Origin of the sequence: Mycobacterium celatum, from assembly GCF_002101595.1 — a bacterium.
In the GTDB taxonomy this organism is placed as follows: domain Bacteria; phylum Actinomycetota; class Actinomycetes; order Mycobacteriales; family Mycobacteriaceae; genus Mycobacterium; species Mycobacterium celatum.
Window position 1 is genome coordinate 22,817 of record NZ_LQOM01000006.1, and the last position, 19,392, is coordinate 42,208.

Sequence of the window (19,392 nt, forward strand, 5' to 3'; positions counted from 1 at the left end):
TGAACCTATGGCCGGCCCGGTGACCCTGGAAATCGGTGGGCGCCGGGTCCGGATCACCCATCCGGACAAGGTGATTTTCCCGGCTGCCGGCCGCACCAAGCTGGACCTGATCCACTACTACCTGGCCGTCGCCGACGGGGCGCTACGAGGTGTCGCGGGCCGACCGATGATCCTGAAGCGTTTCGTCAAAGGCATCGACCAGGAAGCGATCTTCCAGAAGCGCGCACCCGCCAAGCGGCCGGACTGGGTCGACGTCGCCGAACTGCGCTACGCTTCGGGCACCTCGGCCGCCGAGGCCGTCATCCACGACGCCGCGGGGCTGGCCTGGGCCATCAACCTCGGCTGCATCGACCTCAACCCGCATCCGGTGCTCGCCGAGGACCTCGACCACCCCGACGAGTTGCGGGTCGACCTGGACCCGATGCCCGGTGTGGAGTGGCCCCAGATCGTCGACGTGGCCGCCGTCGCCCGCGAGGTGCTCGAGGATTACGGGCTGACGCCGTGGCCCAAGACATCCGGGTCGCGGGGCTTCCACATCTATGCGCGCATCGCACCGCACTGGACCTTTCGGCAGGTACGGCTGGCCGCCCAGACGGTGGCCCGCGAGGTCGAGCGACGCGCGCCGGAGCTGGCCACCGCCCGCTGGTGGAAGGAGGAGCGCCAAGGGGTGTTCGTCGACTTCAACCAGAACGCCAAGGACCGCACGGTCGCGTCGGCGTATTCGGTGCGGGCCACGCCGGACGCGCGGGTGTCCACGCCGCTGCACTGGGACGAGGTCGGCGGCTGCGACCCGGCGGCGTTCACGATATCCACCGTGCCGGACCGGTTCGCCGACATCGACGACCCATGGGCGGGCATGGACTCCGCGACAGGCGGATTGGAGCGGCTGCTGATACTCGCCGAAGAACTCGGCCCCGCCGAGAAAGCGCCGAAAGGCGCGCGCAAACGAGCGGGGCCGGGCCGCCGCCAATCCCCGATGCCGCTCATCGAGATCGCCCGCACCAAGACCAAGGACGAGGCGATGGCCGCGTTGGACACCTGGCGGGACCGCTACCCCGCCGCCGCCGATCGGCTGCAGCCGGCCGACGTGCTGGTCGACGGGATGCGCGGGCCGAGTTCCATCTGGTACCGGATTCGGATCAACCTGCAGCACGTGCCGGAAGACCAGCGGCCGCCGCAGGAGGAGTTGATCGCCGACTACAGCCCATGGCCAACGCGTTAAGCGGGCCGCCAGCGGTACGCGCCGCTACTATCGGCCGTTCCGTGTCGACCGACTTTCGGTCCTGGCCTGCGGCTACGCGATGTTAATGTCGAACTGTTGGCGGACGCGCTTTTTGCGCGTCGCCAAGTTCTTTTAACGGTCGATATTGAGGGGTTGCGATGCGGGTCAATCCCGAGCTCTTGCGCGGTTTCGCCGGTCAGGTCGACACTGCGTCGGCAACCATCCACAGCGCCGAGGTCGGGCACGAGGTGAGCACGGCCGCTGACGGGCTGCCCGGGTCGGCGACCCAGTGGGCGGCTCGTCTGGTCGGCGAGCACATCGCCACAGTCGAGGCCAAGATCGCCAAGAACGTCGCCGACATGGGGACGGCGGTGCGTGGTGCGGGTGATCGTTATGAGGTGGAGGACGACACCCTCGCCGGGAAATTCGAGGGGTTGTTTTAGCCCGTGTTGCCATCGCGCTCGCGGTTGCAAGCATGGAACCCCGACTCTCTGTCACCGGCGGGGAAAGCGATCGACGCTGCAGGTCAGTCGGTGTACGGCGCGGTGCGTGGCCTCGAGGATGGGATCGACCGGCTGTCTGAGGCCGGGGGGTGGGAAGGCCAAGCGCATGACGCGGCGATGGGCATGTTTCGCCGGGCGACCCACCAAACCTCGGACTTCGCTACCGGTGTTGGTGCGGTGGGGGCTGCGGTGAGCAATGGTGACTCGACGATCGGGGCCGCTCGGTATCGGCTGCTGCGAGCAGCAGACGACATCGATCAGGGCGAGTTGCATGTCACCGACCAGTGGGTGGTGCTGATCAAGCCGGCGCGTATGTCCGCCCAGCATGCAGCCGAGCTGCAACATCAGGCCGAGCAAGAACAAGCCGAAATCAATCGGCTATTACTTGACGTGGGTGACGCAGATGATCGCACAGCAGCCAATGTGCAGGCTGCAGCGCAGAAACTTGGATTCACCCTCCCCGGCCCGAATGATATGGCCTCCATCTTCCCGCAGAGTCCTTCGCGGCCCGCAGACGAAGTGCCTAACCCGCGGACGATGCAAGGTCTGATACAGCAGGGCAACATTCGTGGGGAAGACATGGCGATGACGGTGCGTGAGTCCAGCGAGAAAACCACCGAGGATGGTCAACACGTCACCACGCTGATGATGCAGGACGGCAGCAAACATGTGATCACGAACTGGGGCACGTTGACGCCCAAGGTCGCCGACGATTACTACGACAAGAATGGCAAGTTCGTGTCGGGCACCAGCTCGTGGACCGGGCTGGACAACCAAACCAAATACACCCAAACGCAATGGGCCGACGGCACAATCCTCACAATCACCGATGCGCCCGGTAGCAAGCCGACGGCTAGCGTCACCATGGCCGACGGCCGACAAGCCGAAATACCAGCCGACAGCCCGCTTTTCGGCCATCCCGTGCTCAGCACAATAGGCGGCGGGCTGACCGGATTGGAAACCCATGCAGAGCGTGGCGGCCGGATTCCCATGCTCACACCCGAATCGGTGAAAGACGTCGGAAAAGCAGCACGCTACGCCGGGCCGGCGCTGGGCATCGGTGCCATGGCCTACGACGTCGCTACGGCGGCAACCGCACACGAGGCCTGCGTCGCTGGTGTCTCAGGATTATTCGGAACCGGTGGCAGCGTACTGGGTGGAGCAGCATTGGCAGAGGGAGGCCCCATCATGGCCGGACTAGGTGACGTTGTAGGAGGCGCGGCTTTCGGGTGGGTCGGTACGAAGGTCGGCAACGTCATTTGTCCTGGTTGATTTTCCCATGAAGCTATTCAGCTTGGCATTTTCTGGCGGCATCGGGATTCTTTGCGTGGTTTGGACTGCTATTACTCTCGCGCGCGGTGAATTCCTGACGGCGATCGTGGTCTTTGGATTCGCGGTATCTTGCGTGGGCCTTGCTGCCACGTTAATCCGAGTCAGGTTGGGAAGAGTCGCGCCACGCGGGACGTTCGACGCCGCGGGTACCACAATCCGGCCTGATCGGGGTGTTGAGGTGCTCGCTCAGACAATGTCATTAGCCGCAGTCGTCTCTATGGGGCTGTTTGCGATCTTCGCGCCCGTTGGCAAACTAGACATCCCGATGCCCGCCGCACGGCACTTCTACCTTGTCTATCTTCCCTTCGTCGCCGCTGCCGGCGCGGTGACGGGGGCGCTGATCATGTGGCGAGCGTACCGTCGCGGTGGTCCGACGAGCTACCTGCGTCTGACCCCAGAAGGATTCGAGTTCACCGAGGGGTTGTGGTCCTCCGTCGGACATGGTGGTTGGGGCGAGGTGAATGAAGTCACCGATCGACAGCCAGATAGCCGACCTCCGCCACGGAGCGCGATCGTCATGGTGATGTCTGACGGGCAAAACCACACCCTGCCGACGGCCGACGCCTATACGCGGGGCGGGGAGGCTTTACGCCAGATGGTGCGATTCTACTGGCAACATCCCGAGGACCGTGCCGAGCTTACTGACGGTCGTGCATTGGCACGCCTGTCGTCGAATGACTTCAAAGCTGACTGAGCGATCACCAACTTTGCAGCCCCATTGATAACTCAGATACAGGCGATTTACGCCGCGGGACTGCACGGGAGTCATGTCGAGGAGCCGCTCTCGCGGTCATTCTCCTGGCGGGCTTGCTGCAGCGCACCTTAGCGCTCGTCGCTGGCCGCCGTGCGGACCCCGACGACGAAAACTTCGACAAGAGAGCCGAATTCGGCATCCGGGCAGAAAATACCGCCGAGGACAGACGCAGAGATCGCAACGGCTGGCCTTAGTGGACTCCGGACCTGGCTTGCATAGTCTGGAGGCCCGCGACGTTAGAGGGATCGTAATGTTGGTTGATGACGGGGAGCTGGTTACGGCGACCGAGGTGAGCCGTGACACGGACCGCTACCTCGCCTCGGCAGCCTCGGGCAAGCAATTTGTGGTGTTCAGCGACGGTGCCCCCAAAGCGGCCATAATTGGCATCGACGACTTGCGGCGCTTCGACGCGATGAGACGCGGGTCCGACGGCCCCGCGCCCGACGACATCGACACCACCGGCGTCGACTACCGCTCGTTGCTGCGGCCGCACGATCCAACGGTGGCCCCCATTGGCGTCTATGCCGACGGCAGCGCGGCCATGCTGACCGTCCGGCGCCACCACACCATCATCGCCAGTGAGCACTCGGGCCGTGAGGATCTGCTGACCTCCGCAATCCTGGGGGGCCGCACTCGTCAATCCGCCGACTCGGCTGAATTATGTGCTTGCCACAGGGCGCTCTGCCACCGGGCTGCCGGCACAGCTGGCGAACCTGCCTCACGTTGTCGCCGAAGAAACCGATCTCGACGACAAAGCGGCGTTGGCCCGTTTTCTCGACCATATTCGCGGCGAAGTCCAATCGCGCCGGGCGCTGCTGCAACGACACCGGGTGCGGTCTTTCGCTGAATTGCGCGTCGGACAGCCGCTATCCCGTGAACTCACCGAGCTGGTTTTCGTCATCGACGACGCCACCGAGCTGTTGGACACCGACTACGAGTTGCGCGACTTGCGCGACCTAATCACCCACATCGCGGTCTCCGAAGACGCTTACGGACTGTACCTGTGGCTGACCTCCCCGACACCTCTGCCGCACGGGTTGAGGAACGTATTTCCCAGTCGTGTTGCGCTGCAAGTACTTTCCGGCTCCCACTCACGGGAGGTCATCGGTGTGAGCGACGCGGCGCAATTGACCAGGCGCGGCAGCGGATACGTCAAAGCGGACAATGTCACTATACCGCGGCACTTTCAAGTAGTCGCCCCCGCCGATCTACACCAGGTGATCGCCGACGTCGCACCGGAGTGGAACCACGGCAAGTTTGCTCCTACTGCCGAGCCCGCCGAGCGACTCCGTTGGGCTGCCGAACTTCCACAGAAACTGACCATCGCCGAGCTCGTGTCACGATGGGAAACCGAAGGCGGCGTTCGCCATTGGGCTCGTGTACCGATCGGCGTCGTTGACAACTCCGCTGAACATCGACACAGTGTGTTGACCCTTGACTTCGCGAACAATCCCGGGATCGTCACGATTGCCGGCGGCAACCCCGATCACGTCACCGCGGCTGTGGCCACCGTCATCGCCGCGGCGCACGACACTAACGCCCCCGGAAATTCTGCAATTCATCTATCTGGGACCCGCTTACCACACCGCTGCGTTTCCGGAGTTGCTCCTGCCCAACGTCAGCGAAATCATCAGTTGGGATTCGTCCGAGCGCATCGACGCGACCATCCAGGCTCTCGCACGACGGATCGCCACCGGCGCTCCCGGTCCCCGCCACCTCGTCTTGGTAATCGACGGCTGGCGGGCTTGGCAGCGCGACCGGGTCGATAGGTTTGATGAAATCGCCGACATAGCGCGGCGCGGACACCCGGCCGGTGTCCACCTCGTCATCGGTACCAGCGGTTACGACTACCGCATGACCAGCCTGGCGCCCTTTGTCAGCGAGACCATCGAGCTCCGCCTCAGCGAGACCTACGGGTCACAGTTCGAACGTGCCGCAGCCAAACTCGTTCCAGACGACCCGCGCCGAGGGCTCACCAAGCACGGCCAAATCCTGCTCGCCACCAGCTGACGAACAGCCGTTAACCAGCGGTTTTCCCGCCTGGCCCACACCGAGCTTGCCCGATTTATATTCGAGCCCATTGACTCCACGGTTGTGTCGAGATCTTGCGGCGAAGCCCTCCCGCCCGGGGCCGAACAGCAGTAGAGGTTGGCTACCCCAGTCGGCCAGCGCGTCGCACGATCTGCGCCCTCTTCCCGCCATCCATAAGAGAGAATCGCTGCATGCAGGAGACCGACCATGTCCGCGGTCTGGAGAGTAAATGGAGTCGGCGCGAATTCCTGGGCGTTGCCGGCGCGGCCGGGCTGCTGGCCGCCACGGCCGCGTGCTCGTCGCACAAACCGGCCCCAAGGACCGATGGCCCTGGGCCCGTGACGATCCCGCACGTGTTCGGCGAGACAACCATTGCCGCGCCACCCAAGCGGGTGGTCAGCGCCGGCTACACCGGGCAGGACGACCTGCTCGCGGTCGGCGTGGTACCGATCGCGGTGACCAACTGGTTCGGCGACCAGCCGTTCGCGGTGTGGCCCTGGGCCCAACCGAAGCTGGGCGACGCCAAACCCGTTGTGCTGAACCTGGATAACGGAATCCCGGTCGACCAGATCGGCGGACTGAAACCCGACTTGATCGTGGCGACCAACGCCGGCGTCGACGCCGACACCTACCAAAAGCTCACGGCGGTCGCGCCGACGATCGCGCAAGCCGACGGCGAGGCGTTCTTCGAGCCGTGGAAGCAACAAGCGACCGCCATCGGCCAAGCGGTCTACCAAGCCGATCAGATGAAGTCGCTGCTCGACGGCGTCGACCAGAAGTTCACCGCCGTCGCGCAGCAGAACCCGCAATTCAAGGGCAAGAAGGTGCTGCTGCTGCAGGGCCGGCTCTACCAAGACAATGCGGTGGCGACCACCGGCTGGCGCACGGAGTTTTTGACGCAGATGGGTCTGGTGGTCGGCGACAGCACCACTCCGTTCGCCGTCGACGCGCAGCGCGCGTTCATTCCCCGCGACAAGATGCAGGGCGTGCTCGCCGCGGCCGACGTGGTGATCTGGACAACTGACAGCGAAGACGATCAGCAGGCGCTGCTGGCCGTCCCCGAGGTGGCGGCCCGGCAGAGCCACAGTGTTTTCACCACCAAGGACCAAGCCGGCGCAATCGCCTTCGCATCCCCGCTGAGCTACCCCGTGGTGGCCGACCAATTGCCGCCGCTGATCACGAAAGCCCTTGGCGTCTAAGCATTTGCTAAGGCTGCTCTGGCAGTGCTCGAAAATTTCTCGCCGCCTCGCAAACCCGGAGTTACTGTCGAGTAATGAGCGTGGCAATGGATTTGACGGTGGCCAACACCGTCCTCGACTACGGCGATCGGGCACTGCTGCTGCAGTTCGGCAGCACCGCCGAGGTGCTGGCGGCCGCCGCTGCGCTGCGTGAGGCGGCGCTGCCCGGCGTCCTCGACATCGTCCCGGCTTCCCGCACCGTGCTGGTGAAGCTCGACAGCCCGCGCTACCAGGGCGTCGTCCGCCATCGGCTGCGCGGGCTGCGGGTGGACACCGACGCCGTCGAGACCGCGCCGCCGGGCGGAAACGTCGACGTGGTCATCGACGTCGTCTACGACGGCGCCGACCTCGCCGAGGTCGCCGAGCGCACGGGGCTGAGCACCGCCCAGGTCATCAACGCCCACACCTCGACGCCGTGGCGGGTCGGATTCGCCGGTTTCGCACCGGGTTTCGCGTACCTGGTCGGCGGCGACGAGCGGCTGGCGGTACCGCGGCGGTCGGAGCCGCGGGCGTCGGTGCCGGCCGGCGCGGTGGGCCTGGCCGGCGAGTTCACCGGCATCTATCCGCGCCGGTCCCCCGGCGGATGGCAGCTGATCGGCCACACCGACGCCGTCCTGTGGGATATCGACCGTCCCAACCCGGCGCTGCTGACGCCGGGCATGTGGGTCCAGTTCCGAGCCGCGTAAGGAGATCACCGGTGACCACTTTGGAAATCCTGCGCCCCGGACCGCTGGCCCTGGTCCAGGACCTCGGACGGGTCGGGCTCGCCCACCTCGGCGTCACCCGGTCGGGGGCCGCCGACCGCCGTTCGCACACCCTGGCCAACCGCCTGGTGGCCAACCCCGACGACCGCGCCACCATCGAGGTGACCTTCGGCGGGTTTTCGGCCCGGGTCCGCGGCGGCGACGTCGACATCGCGGTCACCGGCGCCGACACCGACCCGACGGTCAACGGAATTGCCTTCGGCAACAACAGCATTCACCACGTCCGCGACGGCGACGTGATCTCCCTGGGCTCGCCCTACTCGGGCCTGCGCAGTTATCTGAGCGTCCGGGGCGGCATCGACGTGACACCGGTGCTCGGCTCGCGCAGCTACGACGTCATGTCGGCGATCGGGCCGCTGCCGCTGCAGGCCGGTGACGTGCTGCCGGTCGGCGAGCACACCGACGACTACCCGGAACTCGAACAGGCCCCAGTCGCCGCAATTGAAGAGCACCTGGTGGAACTGCTGGTGGTGCCGGGCCCGCGCGACGACTGGCTGGCCGATCCCGACGCACTCGTGCACACCATCTGGATGGCCTCCGACCGCAGTGACCGGGTGGGGATGCGGTTGGAGGGACGCCCGCTGCAATACCGCTGGCCGGATCGACAGTTGCCCAGCGAGGGTGCCACCCGTGGCGCAATCCAGGTGCCGCCCAACGGTTTACCGGTAATCCTGGGTCCCGACCATCCGGTGACCGGAGGCTATCCGGTGGTCGGCGTCGTCGCCGACGACGACATCGACAAGCTGGCCCAGGTGCGGCCCGGCCAGTACGTCCGGCTGCATTGGTCGCGGCCGAGGTCGCCGCTGGCGGCGGTTTCCGGATCAGTGACGGCAGGCCCCCTGGCCTGGTAAACCGAAGGTGTGCACACCCAGGTCCACACCGCCCGCCTGGTTCACACCTCCGATCTCGACGCCGAGACCCGCCACAGCGCCCATCACATGGTCACCGCGGCGTTTGCCGGCGAATTCGGAGACACCGACTGGGACCACGCATTGGGCGGGATGCATGCCCTCATTTGGCACCACGGCGCGATCATCGCCCACGGCGCAGTGATACAGCGGCGGCTGATCTACCGCGGCACGCCGTTACGCTGCGGCTACATTGAAGCGGTGGCGGTGGCCGAAGAGTGGCGCGGCCAGGGCCTGGCGATCGCAATCCTCGACGCGTGCGAGCAAGTGATTCGGGGCGGCTACCCGCTGGGGGCACTGAGCTCCTCGGACCGGGGACGACGGCTCTACACCGTGCGCGGGTGGCTGCCGTGGCGCGGACCGACGTCGGTGTTGGCGCCCACCGGGCCGACGCGCACTCCCGACGACGACGGGTCGGTGTTCGTGTTCCCGGTCGGCATCAGCCTGGACACCTCGGCCGAGCTGATGTGCGATTGGCGTGACGGCGACGTGTGGTAGTCGCCGAAAACCATTGCAGCCAGTGGTATACGGGCAATGTGATACAGGCCACGCGCAGCCTATGAATCACACCGCGTCACAGAGCGGGTGATCGGAAGTTCACACCAGGGTCACGCCGGACAGCATTGGGGCAACAAAAAATTCCTAGCGTGACCGCCATGCCACGTTCGCACTTGATAACCGACTGGGATCCCGAGGACGTCGTCGCCTGGGAGGCCGGTAACAAGAACATCGCCCGCCGCAACCTGATCTGGTCAGTGGTTGCCGAACATGTCGGCTTCTCGGTCTGGTCGATCTGGTCGGTGATGGTGCTGTTCATGCCCCAGGCCGTGTACGGCTTCTCCGCTGCCGACAAGTTCCTCTTGGGTGCCACTGCGTCGCTGGTCGGCGCATGCCTGCGTATCCCGTACACGCTGGCAACCGCCACCTTCGGCGGCCGCAACTGGACCATGTTCTCGGCTTTCGTCCTACTGATCCCGACGGTTGGCACGATGTGGCTGCTTGCCCACCCCGGCTTGCCGCTGTGGCCGTACCTGGTGTGCGCCGCGTTGGCCGGCTTCGGTGGCGGCAACTTCGCGTCGTCGATGACCAACATCAATGCCTTTTACCCGCAGCGGCTCAAGGGGTGGGCACTGGGACTCAACGCCGGCGGCGGCAATATCGGTGTCGCGGTGGTCCAGATCGTCGGCCTGCTGGTGATCGCCGTCGCCGGTAACCGGCAGCCGTACTGGGTGTGCGCGTTCTACCTGGTGCTTCTGGCCATAGCCGGCATTGGGGCGGCACACTTCATGAACAACCTCGACCAGCATCGAATCGACCTGACGTCCATGCGGTCGATCCTGTCCGTGCGCGACACCTGGATCATCTCCTTGCTTTACGTCGGCACCTTCGGCTCCTTCATCGGATTTTCCTTCGCGTTCGGCCAGGTGCTTCAGATCAACTTCATCGCCGACGGGCAGAACGCGGCACATGCGTCGCTGCACGCGGCGCAGATTGCATTCGTCGGACCATTGCTCGGCTCGGTGAGCCGGGTGTACGGCGGCAAACTCGCGGACCGCATCGGTGGCAGCCGAGTCACCCTGGCCGTATTCGCGGGCATGATCGCGGCCGCCGGCCTGCTGATAGGCGTCAGCACTCACGCGGGCCGCGGCGCTGCGACCACCGCCACGATGGTCGGCTACGTCGTGGGCTTTATCGCCTTGTTCGTCCTGTCCGGGGTCGGCAACGGCTCGGTGTACAAGATGATTCCGTCGATCTTCGAGGCGCGCAGCCACTCACTGGAGGCCACCGAAATCGAACGCCAGCATTGGTCACGCGCCATGTCCGGGGCGTTGATCGGGTTCGCTGGTGCGATCGGCGCCCTGGGCGGCGTCGGCATCAATCTGGCGCTGCGCCAGTCCTATCTGAGCAACGGCTCGGCGACGGCGGCATTCTGGGCCTTCGTGTCGTTCTACGTCGGTGCGTCGATTCTGACCTGGGTGCGCTACGTTCGCCGGCCGGTGTGGGCATCCGCTACAACGTCCGACATGGCGGCTGCCGCTTTCGCCCAAACGTGAGCAGCTAAATGCGTTGAGGCCAGGGCTAACTGCGTGCGCTAGGCAGAAGCGGGCGCGAAGCGCACTGTGATGCAACGAGGTTGCGCAACTCAACCGCCTGCCAGCTTCCTTTCAGCTAACTGGGACAGAACTTTCAGCCGCTATCGCCGGATCTGGCTTGACCGGGTTTGGGTCCTGATGTGAGATTGCCGCATACATCGTTGCAAGTCCCAATAAGGGGTGCCTGCACCGACATAGGCGTGGGCTAATTCGCTTGCGGCTTGCCGAGGCCGGAGATTTCGTGTGGCGGCGAACTCCGGCGCCAGGGGTGCCGTGCACGCACCGGTTCGGTCGTGCCGGCACCCCTGTTAATGCAACGACGCCTCTGGGACCCGAAAGGTTAGGACTGCATGGCTCGCTCGCATCACATCGCCGACTGGAATCCCGAGGACACCGCGGCCTGGGAAGCCGGTAACAAGGCCATCGCGCGTCGCAATCTGATTTGCACGGTGGCCGGCGACCACGTCGCGTTCTCGATCTGGTCGCTGTGGTCGGTGATGGTGCTGTTCATGCCCCAAGAGGTCTACGGTTTCTCGCCGGGTGACAAATTCCTGCTGGCAGCGGTCGCGACCTTCGTCGGCGGATGTGTGCGTATCCCTTACACGATGGGTATCGCGAAATTCGGCGGGCGCAATTGGACGACGTTTTCGGCGCTGGTGCTGCTGATCCCTACCGTGGGAACGATCCTGCTGCTTGCGAATCCGGGCCTGCCGCTGTGGCCGTATGTGCTGTGCGCGGCGGCCACCGGCCTGGGTGGCGGCAATTACTCCGCCTCGCTGGCCAATGTGAATGCCTTCTACCCGCAGCGGCTCAAGGGCTGGGCGCTGGCGGTCAACGCCGGCGGCGGCAACCTCGGTGTGGCCGTCGTGCAGGCGGTCGGGCTGCTGGTGCTCTCGATCGCCGGCAACCGGCAGCCCTACTGGGTGTGCGCGTTCTACCTGGTGTTGCTGGCGATCGTCGGCATCGCGGCGGCGCTGTTCATGGACAACCTCGATCACCGCATCGAGGTGGGCCACATCGGTTCGATTCTGCGCGAGCCCCACACCTGGGTGATCTCGCTTCTCTACATCGGCACATTCGGCTCGTTCATCGGGTTCTCCTTTGCCTTCGGCCGCGTGCTCTACATCAACTTCCTGACCACCGGCCAGACCGCCGCCCAGGCCTCACTGCATGTCGCGCAGATCGCGTTCCTGGGGCCGCTGCTGGGGTCGCTGTCCCGCATCTACGGCGGCAGGATGGCGGACCGGATCGGCGGCGGCCGCATCACGCTGGCAGTCTTTGGCGGCATGATCCTGGCGTCCGGGCTGCTGGTCGCCATCAGCACGTACGACGAGCACACCGGCTACGCGACGAGCACCGCTGCGCTGGTTGGGTACGTCGTCGGCTTTATCGCCCTGTTCATCCTGTCCGGCATCGGCAACGGGTCGGTGTTCAAGATGATCCCGTCGATCTTCGAGGCCCGCAGTCGTACGTTGAACGGCAGCGAGGCCGAGCGCCGCCACTGGGCGCGGGACATGTCGGGGGCCCTGATCGGCTTCGCCGGCGCGGTGGGCGCGTTCGGCGGCGTGGCGATCAACCTGGCGCTGCGCCAGTCGTATGCGAGCACCGGCGAAGAGACAGCTGCGTTCTGGGTCTTCTTGGCGTTCTACGTCGCGGCGTCGGTGCTGACGTGGGCGATGTATGTGCGCCCGCCCGTGTCGGCGCGCGGCGTGGCCGGCGGAGAGGTCGAACCGACGCACGCCCGGGTGTGAGCGACGCCGCCCGGGTGTGACGACCGGGCAACTCGTCGGAAATTGCGAGGTAACGCAGCGGCAATCTCCCGGGCTTACATACTTCATATGGGTCAACCGGACTCGCCACCCCTTGCCGGCTACCGGGTGGCGGTCACCTCCGCGCACCGCGCCGACGAGCTGTGCGCGCTGCTGCGCCGGCACGGAGCCACCGTATGTAGTGCCCCGGCCATCACCAAAGTCGCACTGCCCGACGACGACGAACTGCACCGCCACACCGAAGCGCTGATCGCCCGTCCGCCGGACATTCTGGTGGTGACAACCGGTATCGGATTTCGGGGCTGGGTCGCCGCCGCCGACGGGTGGGGGTTGGTGAACCCGTTGATCGCCGCACTGGGCAGCGCCCGGATCGTCTCGCGTGGACCCAAGGCGACCGGCGCGCTGCGCGCCGCCACGTTGCTCGAGGAGTGGAGCCCGGAGTCCGAATCATCCCGCGAGGTACTGCATTACCTGCTCGAGTCCGGCGTGCATGGGCGGCGCGTCGCGTTGCAGCTGCACGGTGCCAGCCAGGACTGGGATCCGTTCCCGGAATTCGCCGACGAGCTGCGCGCCGCAGGCGCCGAGGTGGTGCCGATCCGCGTATACCGATGGAAGTCGGCACCGAGCAGAGAATTCGACCAACTGGTCGCCCAGATCGCCCAGCGCCAAGTGGACGCCGTCAGTTTCACATCCGCACCCGCGGTGGCAGCCACCCTGCAGCGTGGCCGCGAGCTGGGGATGGGCGAGGCGCTACTGGCCGCAATGCGCACCGAGGTGCGCGCGATGTGCGTCGGGCCGGTGACGGCTCAACCGCTGGTCCGGTTGGGCATTCCGACGTCGTCGCCGCAGCGGATGCGGTTGGGCGCGCTGGCCCGTCATATCGCCGACGAGCTGCCGCGGCTGCGATCCCGCACGGTACAGGCGGCCGGGCATCTCATCGAGATCCGCGGTTCGTGTGTGGTGGTTGACGGCACCGTCAAGTCGCTGTCACCGGCCGGGATGGCGACGTTGCGGATTTTGGCCCAACGCCCGGGTGTGGTGGTGGCCCGCAGTGAGCTGCTGCGGGCCCTCCCAGGCAACGGCACAGACACCCACGCGGTCGACACCGCCGTGCTGCGGCTGCGAACGGCCTTGGGCGACAAGAGCATTGTGGCAACCGTGGTCAAGCGCGGTTACCGGTTGGCGGTCGACGAAGAGTCGGGTGTGGCGTGAGCCTGATCTTGGTGGCGCACGGCACCCGCAGACCCGAGGGAATCGTTATGATCGGCGACCTCGCCGAGCAGGTCAGCGCGCTGCTGAACCACCCCGTGCACGTGGGTTTCGTCGACGTGCTGGGCCCCACGCCCAGCGAAATACTGTCCGACGCAACGGTCGCGGCTGAACCGGCGGTCGTGGTGCCGGCGTTCTTGTCCCGCGGATATCACGTTCGCACCGACCTGCCCGCGCACGTCGCCGCCAGCTGCCATCCCGATGTCACGGTCGCACCGGCGCTGGGGCCCAGCGCGCAACTTGCGCGGATCGTCGTCCGTCAGATGCGCGAATCTGGTTGGTGCCCAGGTGATTCCGTCGTCCTGGCCTCCGCCGGAACATCGGATAAGCCAGCGCGTGCCGATTTGCGTACCACCGCGTTACTGCTGTCCGCGCTCACGGGATCGCCGGTCGAGTTGGCGTTCGCGGCCACCGGCGAACCCAGCGTGGCCGAGGCGGTCGCGCAGGCGCACAGCAGATCCGCCGGCCGGGTTGTGGTGGCGTCGTATCTACTTGCCGAGGGTTTGTTCCAGGAGCGGTTACGCAACTCCGGCGCCGACATCGTCAGCCGACCGCTCGGCGCTCACCCGGCTCTGGCGCGGCTGATCGCCGGCCGGTTTCAGGCCGCCCGCGCGTGCGTGCCGGTGTGACCGTACCGGCCCACCTGCACGATCCCGTCGATCACCCGCGTCGGATAGACGGGCACGGCCACAGCGGGGTCGTCGAGGCAGCGACCGTCATCGAAGGCGAAGGCCTGCTTGGCGATCGGTGACTGAACCACCGGTCGCCCGCCGCGATCACCCACGATGCCGCGGGACATCACCGCGGCGCCCGAGAACGGGTCGATGTTGCCCAGCGCATGCAGCGAGCCGTCGGAGAGACGGAACAGCGCCGCCTGCGATCCGTCGTCGAGCAGCACGCCGACACCGCGGCCGGGGATGAGGTAGTCGTAGGCGCACGCCGCGGTCCAGGTCTTGGTCATGTCATCGAGCAGCGTCATGAGATCTCCTTGGTGTCGTGCACTTTCACGCCGGCATCGTCGGCATACCGATGGGAACGGGCGCGGGCCTCTTGCGGCCGTTGTATTCCGTGAAGGTCACCGTCGAGTCGACGGCGTCGGGCGCGTTGACGAAGGACACGAACCGCGACAGTTTGTCCGGATCCTCCAGCACGCCTTTCCATTCGCATTTGTAGTTCGCCACATGCCGCTCCATCGCGGCCTCCAGCTCCTCGGCCAGGCCCAGCGAATCGTGGCAGACCACGTCGCGCACGTGATCCAAACCGCCCTCGAGTGATTCGATCCACGGCGCTGTGCGCTGCAACCGGTCGGCGGTGCGGATGTAGAACATCAGGAACCGGTCGATGTAGCGGACCAGCGTTTCCTCGTCGAGATCGCTGGCCAGCAGCTGCGCATGCTTGGGCGTCATCCCGCCGTTGCCGCCGACGTAGAGGTTCCAGCCTTTTTCGGTGGCGATCACGCCGACGTCCTTGGCGCGCGCCTCGGCACATTCCCGCGCGCAGCCCGACACACCCATCTTGATCTTGTGCGGTGCGCGCAGGCCGCGGTAGCGCAGTTCCAGATCGATGGCCAGCTGCACCGAATCCTGTTGTCCGTAGCGGCACCAGTCGCTGCCCACGCAGCTCTTGACCGTGCGCAACGCCTTGCCGTAGGCGTGCCCGGATTCCATACCGGCGTCGACCAGCCGCTTCCAGATGGCCGGCAGTTGGTCGACCCGCGCGCCGAACAGGTCGATGCGCTGGCCGCCGGTGATCTTGGTGTACAAGCCGAAGTCCTGGGCGATCTGGCCGATCAGGATGAGGTGCTCGGGTTTGATGTCGCCGCCGGGAACTCGCGGCACCACCGAGTAGCTGCCGTTGCGCTGGATGTTGGCCAGGAAGTGGTCGTTGGAGTCCTGCAGCGCCGCCTGCTCGCCGTCGAGGATGTGCTCGGAGCCGGTGGACGCCAGGATGGAGGCGACGACGGGTTTGCAGATGTCGCAACCCATTCCGGTGCCGAAGCGCTCCAGCAGCCCAGAGAACGTGCGGATCGAGGTGGCGCTGATGATCTCGAAAAGCTCGGCGCGGGACTGGCTGAAGTGCTCGCAAAGCGCCTTGGACTGCTCGACGCCCTCGGCCTCGAGCAGCTGCTTGAGCAGCGGAACGCAGGAACCGCACGACGTCCCTGCCTTGGTGCAGGATTTCAGGCTCGGCACATCGGTGCAGCCGGCCGCGATGGCGTCGCACAAGTCGCCCTTGGTGACGTTGTTGCACGAACAGATCTGCGCCGAACCGGGCAGCGCACCCACTCCCAAAGCCGCTGCGCCGCTGTCGGATTGGGCCGGCGAGATCAGCGCCAGCGGGTCGCCGGGCAGTTCCTCGCCGACCATCGGCCGCAGCATGCCGTATGCGGACGCGTCGCCGACCAGGATGCCGCCGAGCAGTGTCTTGGTGTCGTCGGAAAGCACCAGCTTGGCGTAGGTCTGGTTCACCGCGTCGTTGACGACGACCTCGAGGCAGTTCTCCGTCGTGCCCATCGCGTCGCCGAAGCTGGCGACGTCGACGCCGAGCAGCTTGAGCTTGGTCGACATGTCGGGCTCGGGAAATTCGGCCGCGCCGTCCAGCAGTCGATCGGCGACCACCTCGGCGGAGGTGTATCCCGGCCCGACCAGGCCGTAGCAGCGACCCTCGATGGCTGCTACCTCGCCGATCGCGTAGATGTTGAAATCGCTTGTCCGGCATGACAAATCGGTGAGCACGCCGCCGCGCTCGGCGATCGCCAGCCGCGCCGCGGAGGCCAGCTCGTCACGCGGCCGGACGCCGGCGGCAAAGATCACCAGGCCGGCGTCGATAGCCTGGCAGTCCGACAGGTGTACCCGCAGCGATCGCCACCCGTCCAGGTGCTCGAACGATTCGATCCAGTCGGTTTTCACGTCGAGATGCACCGAGATGCCGAGGTCGGCGATCATGCGGCCCAACAGCGCCCCGCCCGCCTCGTCGAGCTGCTGGACCATCAGTCGCGGCGCCAACTCCACGATGTGGGTCTGCAGTCCGAATCCGCGCAGCGCGTTGGCGGCCTCCAGCCCCAGCAGGCCACCGCCGACCACGACCGCGGTCTTGGTGTGGCCCGCGTCGAGCGTGCGCTGGGCATCGGCGCGAATGGCGTCGAGGTCGTCGAGAGTGCGGTAGACGTGGCAACCGGGCAGGTCGTGGCCGGGAACCGGGGGAACAAACGCATACGACCCGGTCGCCAGTACCAGCTTGTCGTAGCCGAACTCTTCACCGGTGCTGGTGACCACCTTCCTGGCTGCCCGGTCGATATCGACGACCCGGGAGTTCAGCAGCAGCCTGACGCGCTCGTCACCGGCGTAGTCGTTGCCGGGCAGGGCAAGCTGCCGGCGTTCCCAGTGCTCGGTGTAACCGGTGAGACCCACTCGGTCATACGCGGCGTCGGATTCCTCGGCCAGCACAGTGATTCGCCACAAGCCCTCGGTGTCGCGGGCGCGAAGCGCCTCGACGAATCGGTGCCCCACCATGCCATGCCCGACCACGACGACATCGCGAATATTGCCGTCGTCACAGCGATTTCGGGCTGAAGCCATGGCCCGAGGCTATGGAAGCGATGTTGCCGATATGTTTCGTGAACTTGGCCGCGAGCTGTGAGACTGTTTCGCAAATCTCTCCGCCTTCGGCAGAACCGTTCGCTCCCGGCGAACGTCCAGGTGGAACTTAAGCGTGGGCGACTCATGTTTACTCCGATGACAGGCCGGCGCGGTGTCGGCCGGATCACGACGAGGAGGACTCATGAGCAACGTCACACTGTGGTCGCGACCCGCTTGGGACACCGAGCGGTGGGCGCGTGAATTTTTCGGCCCCGCAGCCGCGTCCGATTGGTTCAAGCCGCTCAATGGCTTCAGCCCCGCCGCGGAAATCGTCAAGGATGGGGACGACGCGGTGGTCCGCGTGGAGCTGCCGGGAGTGGACGTCGAGAAGGACGTCAATGTCGAACTCGACCAGGGCCGGCTGGTGATCCACGGGGAGCGCCGCGACGAGCACGCCGAGAACAAGGATGGCCGCACGCTACGCGAGGTGCGCTACGGATCGTTCCGCAGGTCATTCAAACTGCCGTCGCACATCACCAGCGAGGCGCTTTCGGCGTCCTACGACGCCGGCGTGCTGACCGTCCGGGTAGCCGGGGCTTACTCCGGTACACAGGCGAAGCGCATCGCGATCACCAAGTAACCAGCAGACGCGAAATCCCCCGCACGCACGGCGCGTCGGGGGATTTTGTGTCTGCTCGCGCTCAGGCCCAGCGGGCCAGGATCTCCTTGGCCCGGCTCGTCAGCGCGGCCTGCAGGAACGGGCCGAAACTGACGCGTCCGACACCCAGCAGGCCGAACGACGCGGGGTCGTCCTGGTCGGGCGGTGCGATCGCGTTGACAGGCAGCGGCAGCTCAGAGGTCAAGCGCCGCAACGTATCCGGGTCATGGCGTCCCACCGGATAGAGGACGTCCGCACCGGCGGCCGCGGCCTCTTTCAGCCGCGCCACCGCCCGCTCGACCCGGTCCGATTCGTCACCGTCCTTGCGCAAGAACAAATCCGTGCGGGCATTGATCACGACATGCACGCCGGCGGCGTCGGCGGCTGACCGCAAAGCACCGACGAATTCGGCGTGTTCACTCGGCGAGCGCAGCCGCTTGCCCTCGCTGTGCACGGTGTCTTCGATGTTGAGACCGACCGCGCCCACACCGAGCAGCCCGTCGATCAGCCGCGCGGCCGGCAGCCCGTAACCCGATTCGATGTCCACCGACACCGGGACGTCCACCGCGGCGGTGATCTGTGCGACCCGGCCCAACAGGTCGTCGAACGACATGCCCTCGTTGTCGGGTTTACCAACCGAATCGGCGACCGGGTGGCTGCCGACGGTCAGCGCGGCGAACCCGGCACCCGTCGCCAGCCGCGCCGACCAGGCGTCCCAGACCGTCGGCAGGATCACCGGGTCACCCGGCTGGTGCAGCGCCAGCAGCGCGGCTGCGCGGTCGGCGGGTGTGCTGTCTGCCGGCATCGATGCGGCCCTCCGTCGCACGGACGTGACCTACCTCACCTCCGCTGTGTGAGATGGATAGTATCGAGGTGAGTACTGTGATCCACGACACCATCAGCTCAGGAGATCCGTTGTCGAGCCCCACTGAATTAGCGGAACTGCACAATCTCATCGGTGGTCTGCGGCGGTGCGTGACCTCGCTGAAGTCGCGCTACGGCGACGCTCCGGCGATGCGGCGCATCGTCAACGACGCCGAGCGGATCCTCAACGATGTCGAACTACTCGACATCGACGCCGGGGAACTGGAGTTGGCGCACGCCAGCATCCCGCACGCCGGTGAGAAGATCCCGATTCCCGACACTGAATACGACGCCGAATTCTGGCGCGACGTCGACGACGAGGGTGTTGGCGGGCACAGCCGGCCCTGACCACCCCCGCGGTTCGGGTGCGCATGTGTGACTTAGTACCCTCCAACGAGCCCCACGCGAA

19 protein-coding genes are annotated in these 19,392 nt (G+C 66.0%); 16 read left to right on the top strand and 3 right to left on the bottom strand.

Annotated elements, in window-relative coordinates; translation table 11 throughout:
• Positions 1 to 7: 7 nt before the first annotated feature.
• The 14 genes from ligD to AWB95_RS00700 all read left to right on the top strand — a co-directional run bounded on the left by ligD (position 8) and on the right by AWB95_RS00700 (position 14,512).
• Positions 8 to 1,222: a non-homologous end-joining DNA ligase gene (gene ligD / locus AWB95_RS00630; RefSeq protein ID WP_062540869.1), complete on the top strand. Its 1,215-nt coding sequence runs from the start codon at positions 8 to 10 to the stop codon at positions 1,220 to 1,222.
• A gap of 158 nt (positions 1,223 to 1,380) precedes the next feature.
• Positions 1,381 to 1,665 carry a type VII secretion target gene (locus AWB95_RS00635; protein WP_062540870.1) on the top strand — a complete coding sequence of 95 codons (285 nt, stop codon included), beginning with the start codon at positions 1,381 to 1,383 and terminating at the stop codon, positions 1,663 to 1,665.
• Between the two features lie 90 nt (positions 1,666 to 1,755).
• Positions 1,756 to 2,997 (top strand): hypothetical protein, encoded by a 1,242-nt coding sequence (locus AWB95_RS00640; protein ID WP_232315721.1) that lies wholly within the window; start codon positions 1,756 to 1,758, stop codon positions 2,995 to 2,997.
• 7 nt (positions 2,998 to 3,004) lie between these two features.
• Positions 3,005 to 3,751: a hypothetical protein gene (locus AWB95_RS00645; protein WP_062540872.1), complete on the top strand. Its 747-nt coding sequence runs from the start codon at positions 3,005 to 3,007 to the stop codon at positions 3,749 to 3,751.
• 310 nt (positions 3,752 to 4,061) lie between these two features.
• The gene (locus AWB95_RS00650) at positions 4,062 to 4,658 is read left to right on the top strand and encodes a hypothetical protein (RefSeq protein WP_062540873.1); all 597 of its coding nucleotides are present in this window, start codon (positions 4,062 to 4,064) and stop codon (positions 4,656 to 4,658) included.
• A 587-nt stretch (positions 4,659 to 5,245) separates the two neighbouring features.
• A complete protein-coding gene (locus tag AWB95_RS00660) occupies positions 5,246 to 5,821 on the top strand; it encodes a hypothetical protein (RefSeq protein ID WP_139818437.1) in 576 nt (191 codons plus the stop codon).
• A gap of 212 nt (positions 5,822 to 6,033) precedes the next feature.
• Positions 6,034 to 7,041: an ABC transporter substrate-binding protein gene (locus AWB95_RS00665; protein WP_084707211.1), complete on the top strand. Its 1,008-nt coding sequence runs from the start codon at positions 6,034 to 6,036 to the stop codon at positions 7,039 to 7,041.
• 74 nt (positions 7,042 to 7,115) lie between these two features.
• Positions 7,116 to 7,766, top strand: a complete 651-nt coding sequence (locus AWB95_RS00670) for a 5-oxoprolinase subunit B family protein (protein ID WP_085167421.1) — start codon at positions 7,116 to 7,118, stop codon at positions 7,764 to 7,766.
• Between the two features lie 11 nt (positions 7,767 to 7,777).
• Positions 7,778 to 8,695, top strand: coding sequence for a 5-oxoprolinase/urea amidolyase family protein (locus AWB95_RS00675; protein WP_062540709.1), 918 nt, complete (start codon positions 7,778 to 7,780; stop codon positions 8,693 to 8,695).
• A gap of 9 nt (positions 8,696 to 8,704) precedes the next feature.
• Complete coding sequence (locus AWB95_RS00680) at positions 8,705 to 9,250, top strand: GNAT family N-acetyltransferase (RefSeq protein WP_062540710.1); 546 nt, start codon at positions 8,705 to 8,707, stop codon at positions 9,248 to 9,250.
• 158 nt (positions 9,251 to 9,408) lie between these two features.
• Positions 9,409 to 10,806: a nitrate/nitrite transporter gene (locus tag AWB95_RS00685; RefSeq protein WP_062540711.1), complete on the top strand. Its 1,398-nt coding sequence runs from the start codon at positions 9,409 to 9,411 to the stop codon at positions 10,804 to 10,806.
• Between the two features lie 389 nt (positions 10,807 to 11,195).
• Positions 11,196 to 12,596: an MFS transporter gene (locus AWB95_RS00690; RefSeq protein ID WP_062540712.1), complete on the top strand. Its 1,401-nt coding sequence runs from the start codon at positions 11,196 to 11,198 to the stop codon at positions 12,594 to 12,596.
• Positions 12,597 to 12,683: 87 nt separating this feature from the next.
• Positions 12,684 to 13,826, top strand: coding sequence for a uroporphyrinogen-III synthase (locus AWB95_RS00695; RefSeq protein WP_062540713.1), 1,143 nt, complete (start codon positions 12,684 to 12,686; stop codon positions 13,824 to 13,826).
• The gene (locus AWB95_RS00700; RefSeq protein ID WP_062540714.1) at positions 13,823 to 14,512 is read left to right on the top strand and encodes a sirohydrochlorin chelatase; all 690 of its coding nucleotides are present in this window, start codon (positions 13,823 to 13,825) and stop codon (positions 14,510 to 14,512) included. The genes AWB95_RS00695 and AWB95_RS00700 overlap by 4 nt, the downstream gene beginning before the upstream one ends.
• Here AWB95_RS00700 and nirD read toward each other — a convergent pair.
• Positions 14,482 to 14,862, bottom strand: a complete 381-nt coding sequence (gene nirD, locus AWB95_RS00705) for a nitrite reductase small subunit NirD (protein ID WP_062540715.1) — start codon at positions 14,860 to 14,862, stop codon at positions 14,482 to 14,484. The two genes, AWB95_RS00700 and nirD, sit on opposite strands and share 31 nt — an antisense overlap.
• A gap of 25 nt (positions 14,863 to 14,887) precedes the next feature.
• Positions 14,888 to 17,461, bottom strand: coding sequence for a nitrite reductase large subunit NirB (nirB, locus tag AWB95_RS00710; RefSeq protein WP_084707197.1), 2,574 nt, complete (start codon positions 17,459 to 17,461; stop codon positions 14,888 to 14,890).
• Positions 17,462 to 17,663: 202 nt separating this feature from the next.
• Here nirB and AWB95_RS00715 point away from each other — a divergent pair, with 202 nt between their 5' ends.
• Entirely contained in the window at positions 17,664 to 18,101 is a 438-nt protein-coding gene (locus AWB95_RS00715; protein ID WP_062540716.1) for an Hsp20/alpha crystallin family protein, read from the top strand.
• A 61-nt stretch (positions 18,102 to 18,162) separates the two neighbouring features.
• Here AWB95_RS00715 and AWB95_RS00720 read toward each other — a convergent pair whose 3' ends face one another.
• The gene (locus tag AWB95_RS00720) at positions 18,163 to 18,924 is read right to left on the bottom strand and encodes an isocitrate lyase/PEP mutase family protein (RefSeq protein ID WP_062540717.1); all 762 of its coding nucleotides are present in this window, start codon (positions 18,922 to 18,924) and stop codon (positions 18,163 to 18,165) included.
• Positions 18,925 to 19,034: 110 nt separating this feature from the next.
• On the opposite strand from AWB95_RS00720, the gene AWB95_RS00725 reads away from it, so the two are divergent.
• Positions 19,035 to 19,331 carry a hypothetical protein gene (locus AWB95_RS00725; RefSeq protein WP_062540723.1) on the top strand — a complete coding sequence of 99 codons (297 nt, stop codon included), beginning with the start codon at positions 19,035 to 19,037 and terminating at the stop codon, positions 19,329 to 19,331.
• Positions 19,332 to 19,392 lie beyond the last annotated feature (61 nt).

Coding starts and splice junctions, on each gene's coding strand:
- ligD (WP_062540869.1), top strand. CDS start 8: ATGGCCGGCCCGGTGACCCTGGAAATCGGTGGGCGCCGGGTCCGGATC.
- AWB95_RS00635 (WP_062540870.1), top strand. CDS start 1,381: ATGCGGGTCAATCCCGAGCTCTTGCGCGGTTTCGCCGGTCAGGTCGAC.
- AWB95_RS00645 (WP_062540872.1), top strand. CDS start 3,005: ATGAAGCTATTCAGCTTGGCATTTTCTGGCGGCATCGGGATTCTTTGC.
- AWB95_RS00650 (WP_062540873.1), top strand. CDS start 4,062: ATGTTGGTTGATGACGGGGAGCTGGTTACGGCGACCGAGGTGAGCCGT.
- AWB95_RS00665 (WP_084707211.1), top strand. CDS start 6,034: ATGCAGGAGACCGACCATGTCCGCGGTCTGGAGAGTAAATGGAGTCGG.
- AWB95_RS00670 (WP_085167421.1), top strand. CDS start 7,116: ATGAGCGTGGCAATGGATTTGACGGTGGCCAACACCGTCCTCGACTAC.
- AWB95_RS00685 (WP_062540711.1), top strand. CDS start 9,409: ATGCCACGTTCGCACTTGATAACCGACTGGGATCCCGAGGACGTCGTC.
- AWB95_RS00690 (WP_062540712.1), top strand. CDS start 11,196: ATGGCTCGCTCGCATCACATCGCCGACTGGAATCCCGAGGACACCGCG.
- AWB95_RS00695 (WP_062540713.1), top strand. CDS start 12,684: ATGGGTCAACCGGACTCGCCACCCCTTGCCGGCTACCGGGTGGCGGTC.
- nirD (WP_062540715.1), bottom strand. CDS start 14,862: ATGACGCTGCTCGATGACATGACCAAGACCTGGACCGCGGCGTGCGCC.
- nirB (WP_084707197.1), bottom strand. CDS start 17,461: ATGGCTTCAGCCCGAAATCGCTGTGACGACGGCAATATTCGCGATGTC.
- AWB95_RS00715 (WP_062540716.1), top strand. CDS start 17,664: ATGAGCAACGTCACACTGTGGTCGCGACCCGCTTGGGACACCGAGCGG.
- AWB95_RS00720 (WP_062540717.1), bottom strand. CDS start 18,924: ATGCCGGCAGACAGCACACCCGCCGACCGCGCAGCCGCGCTGCTGGCG.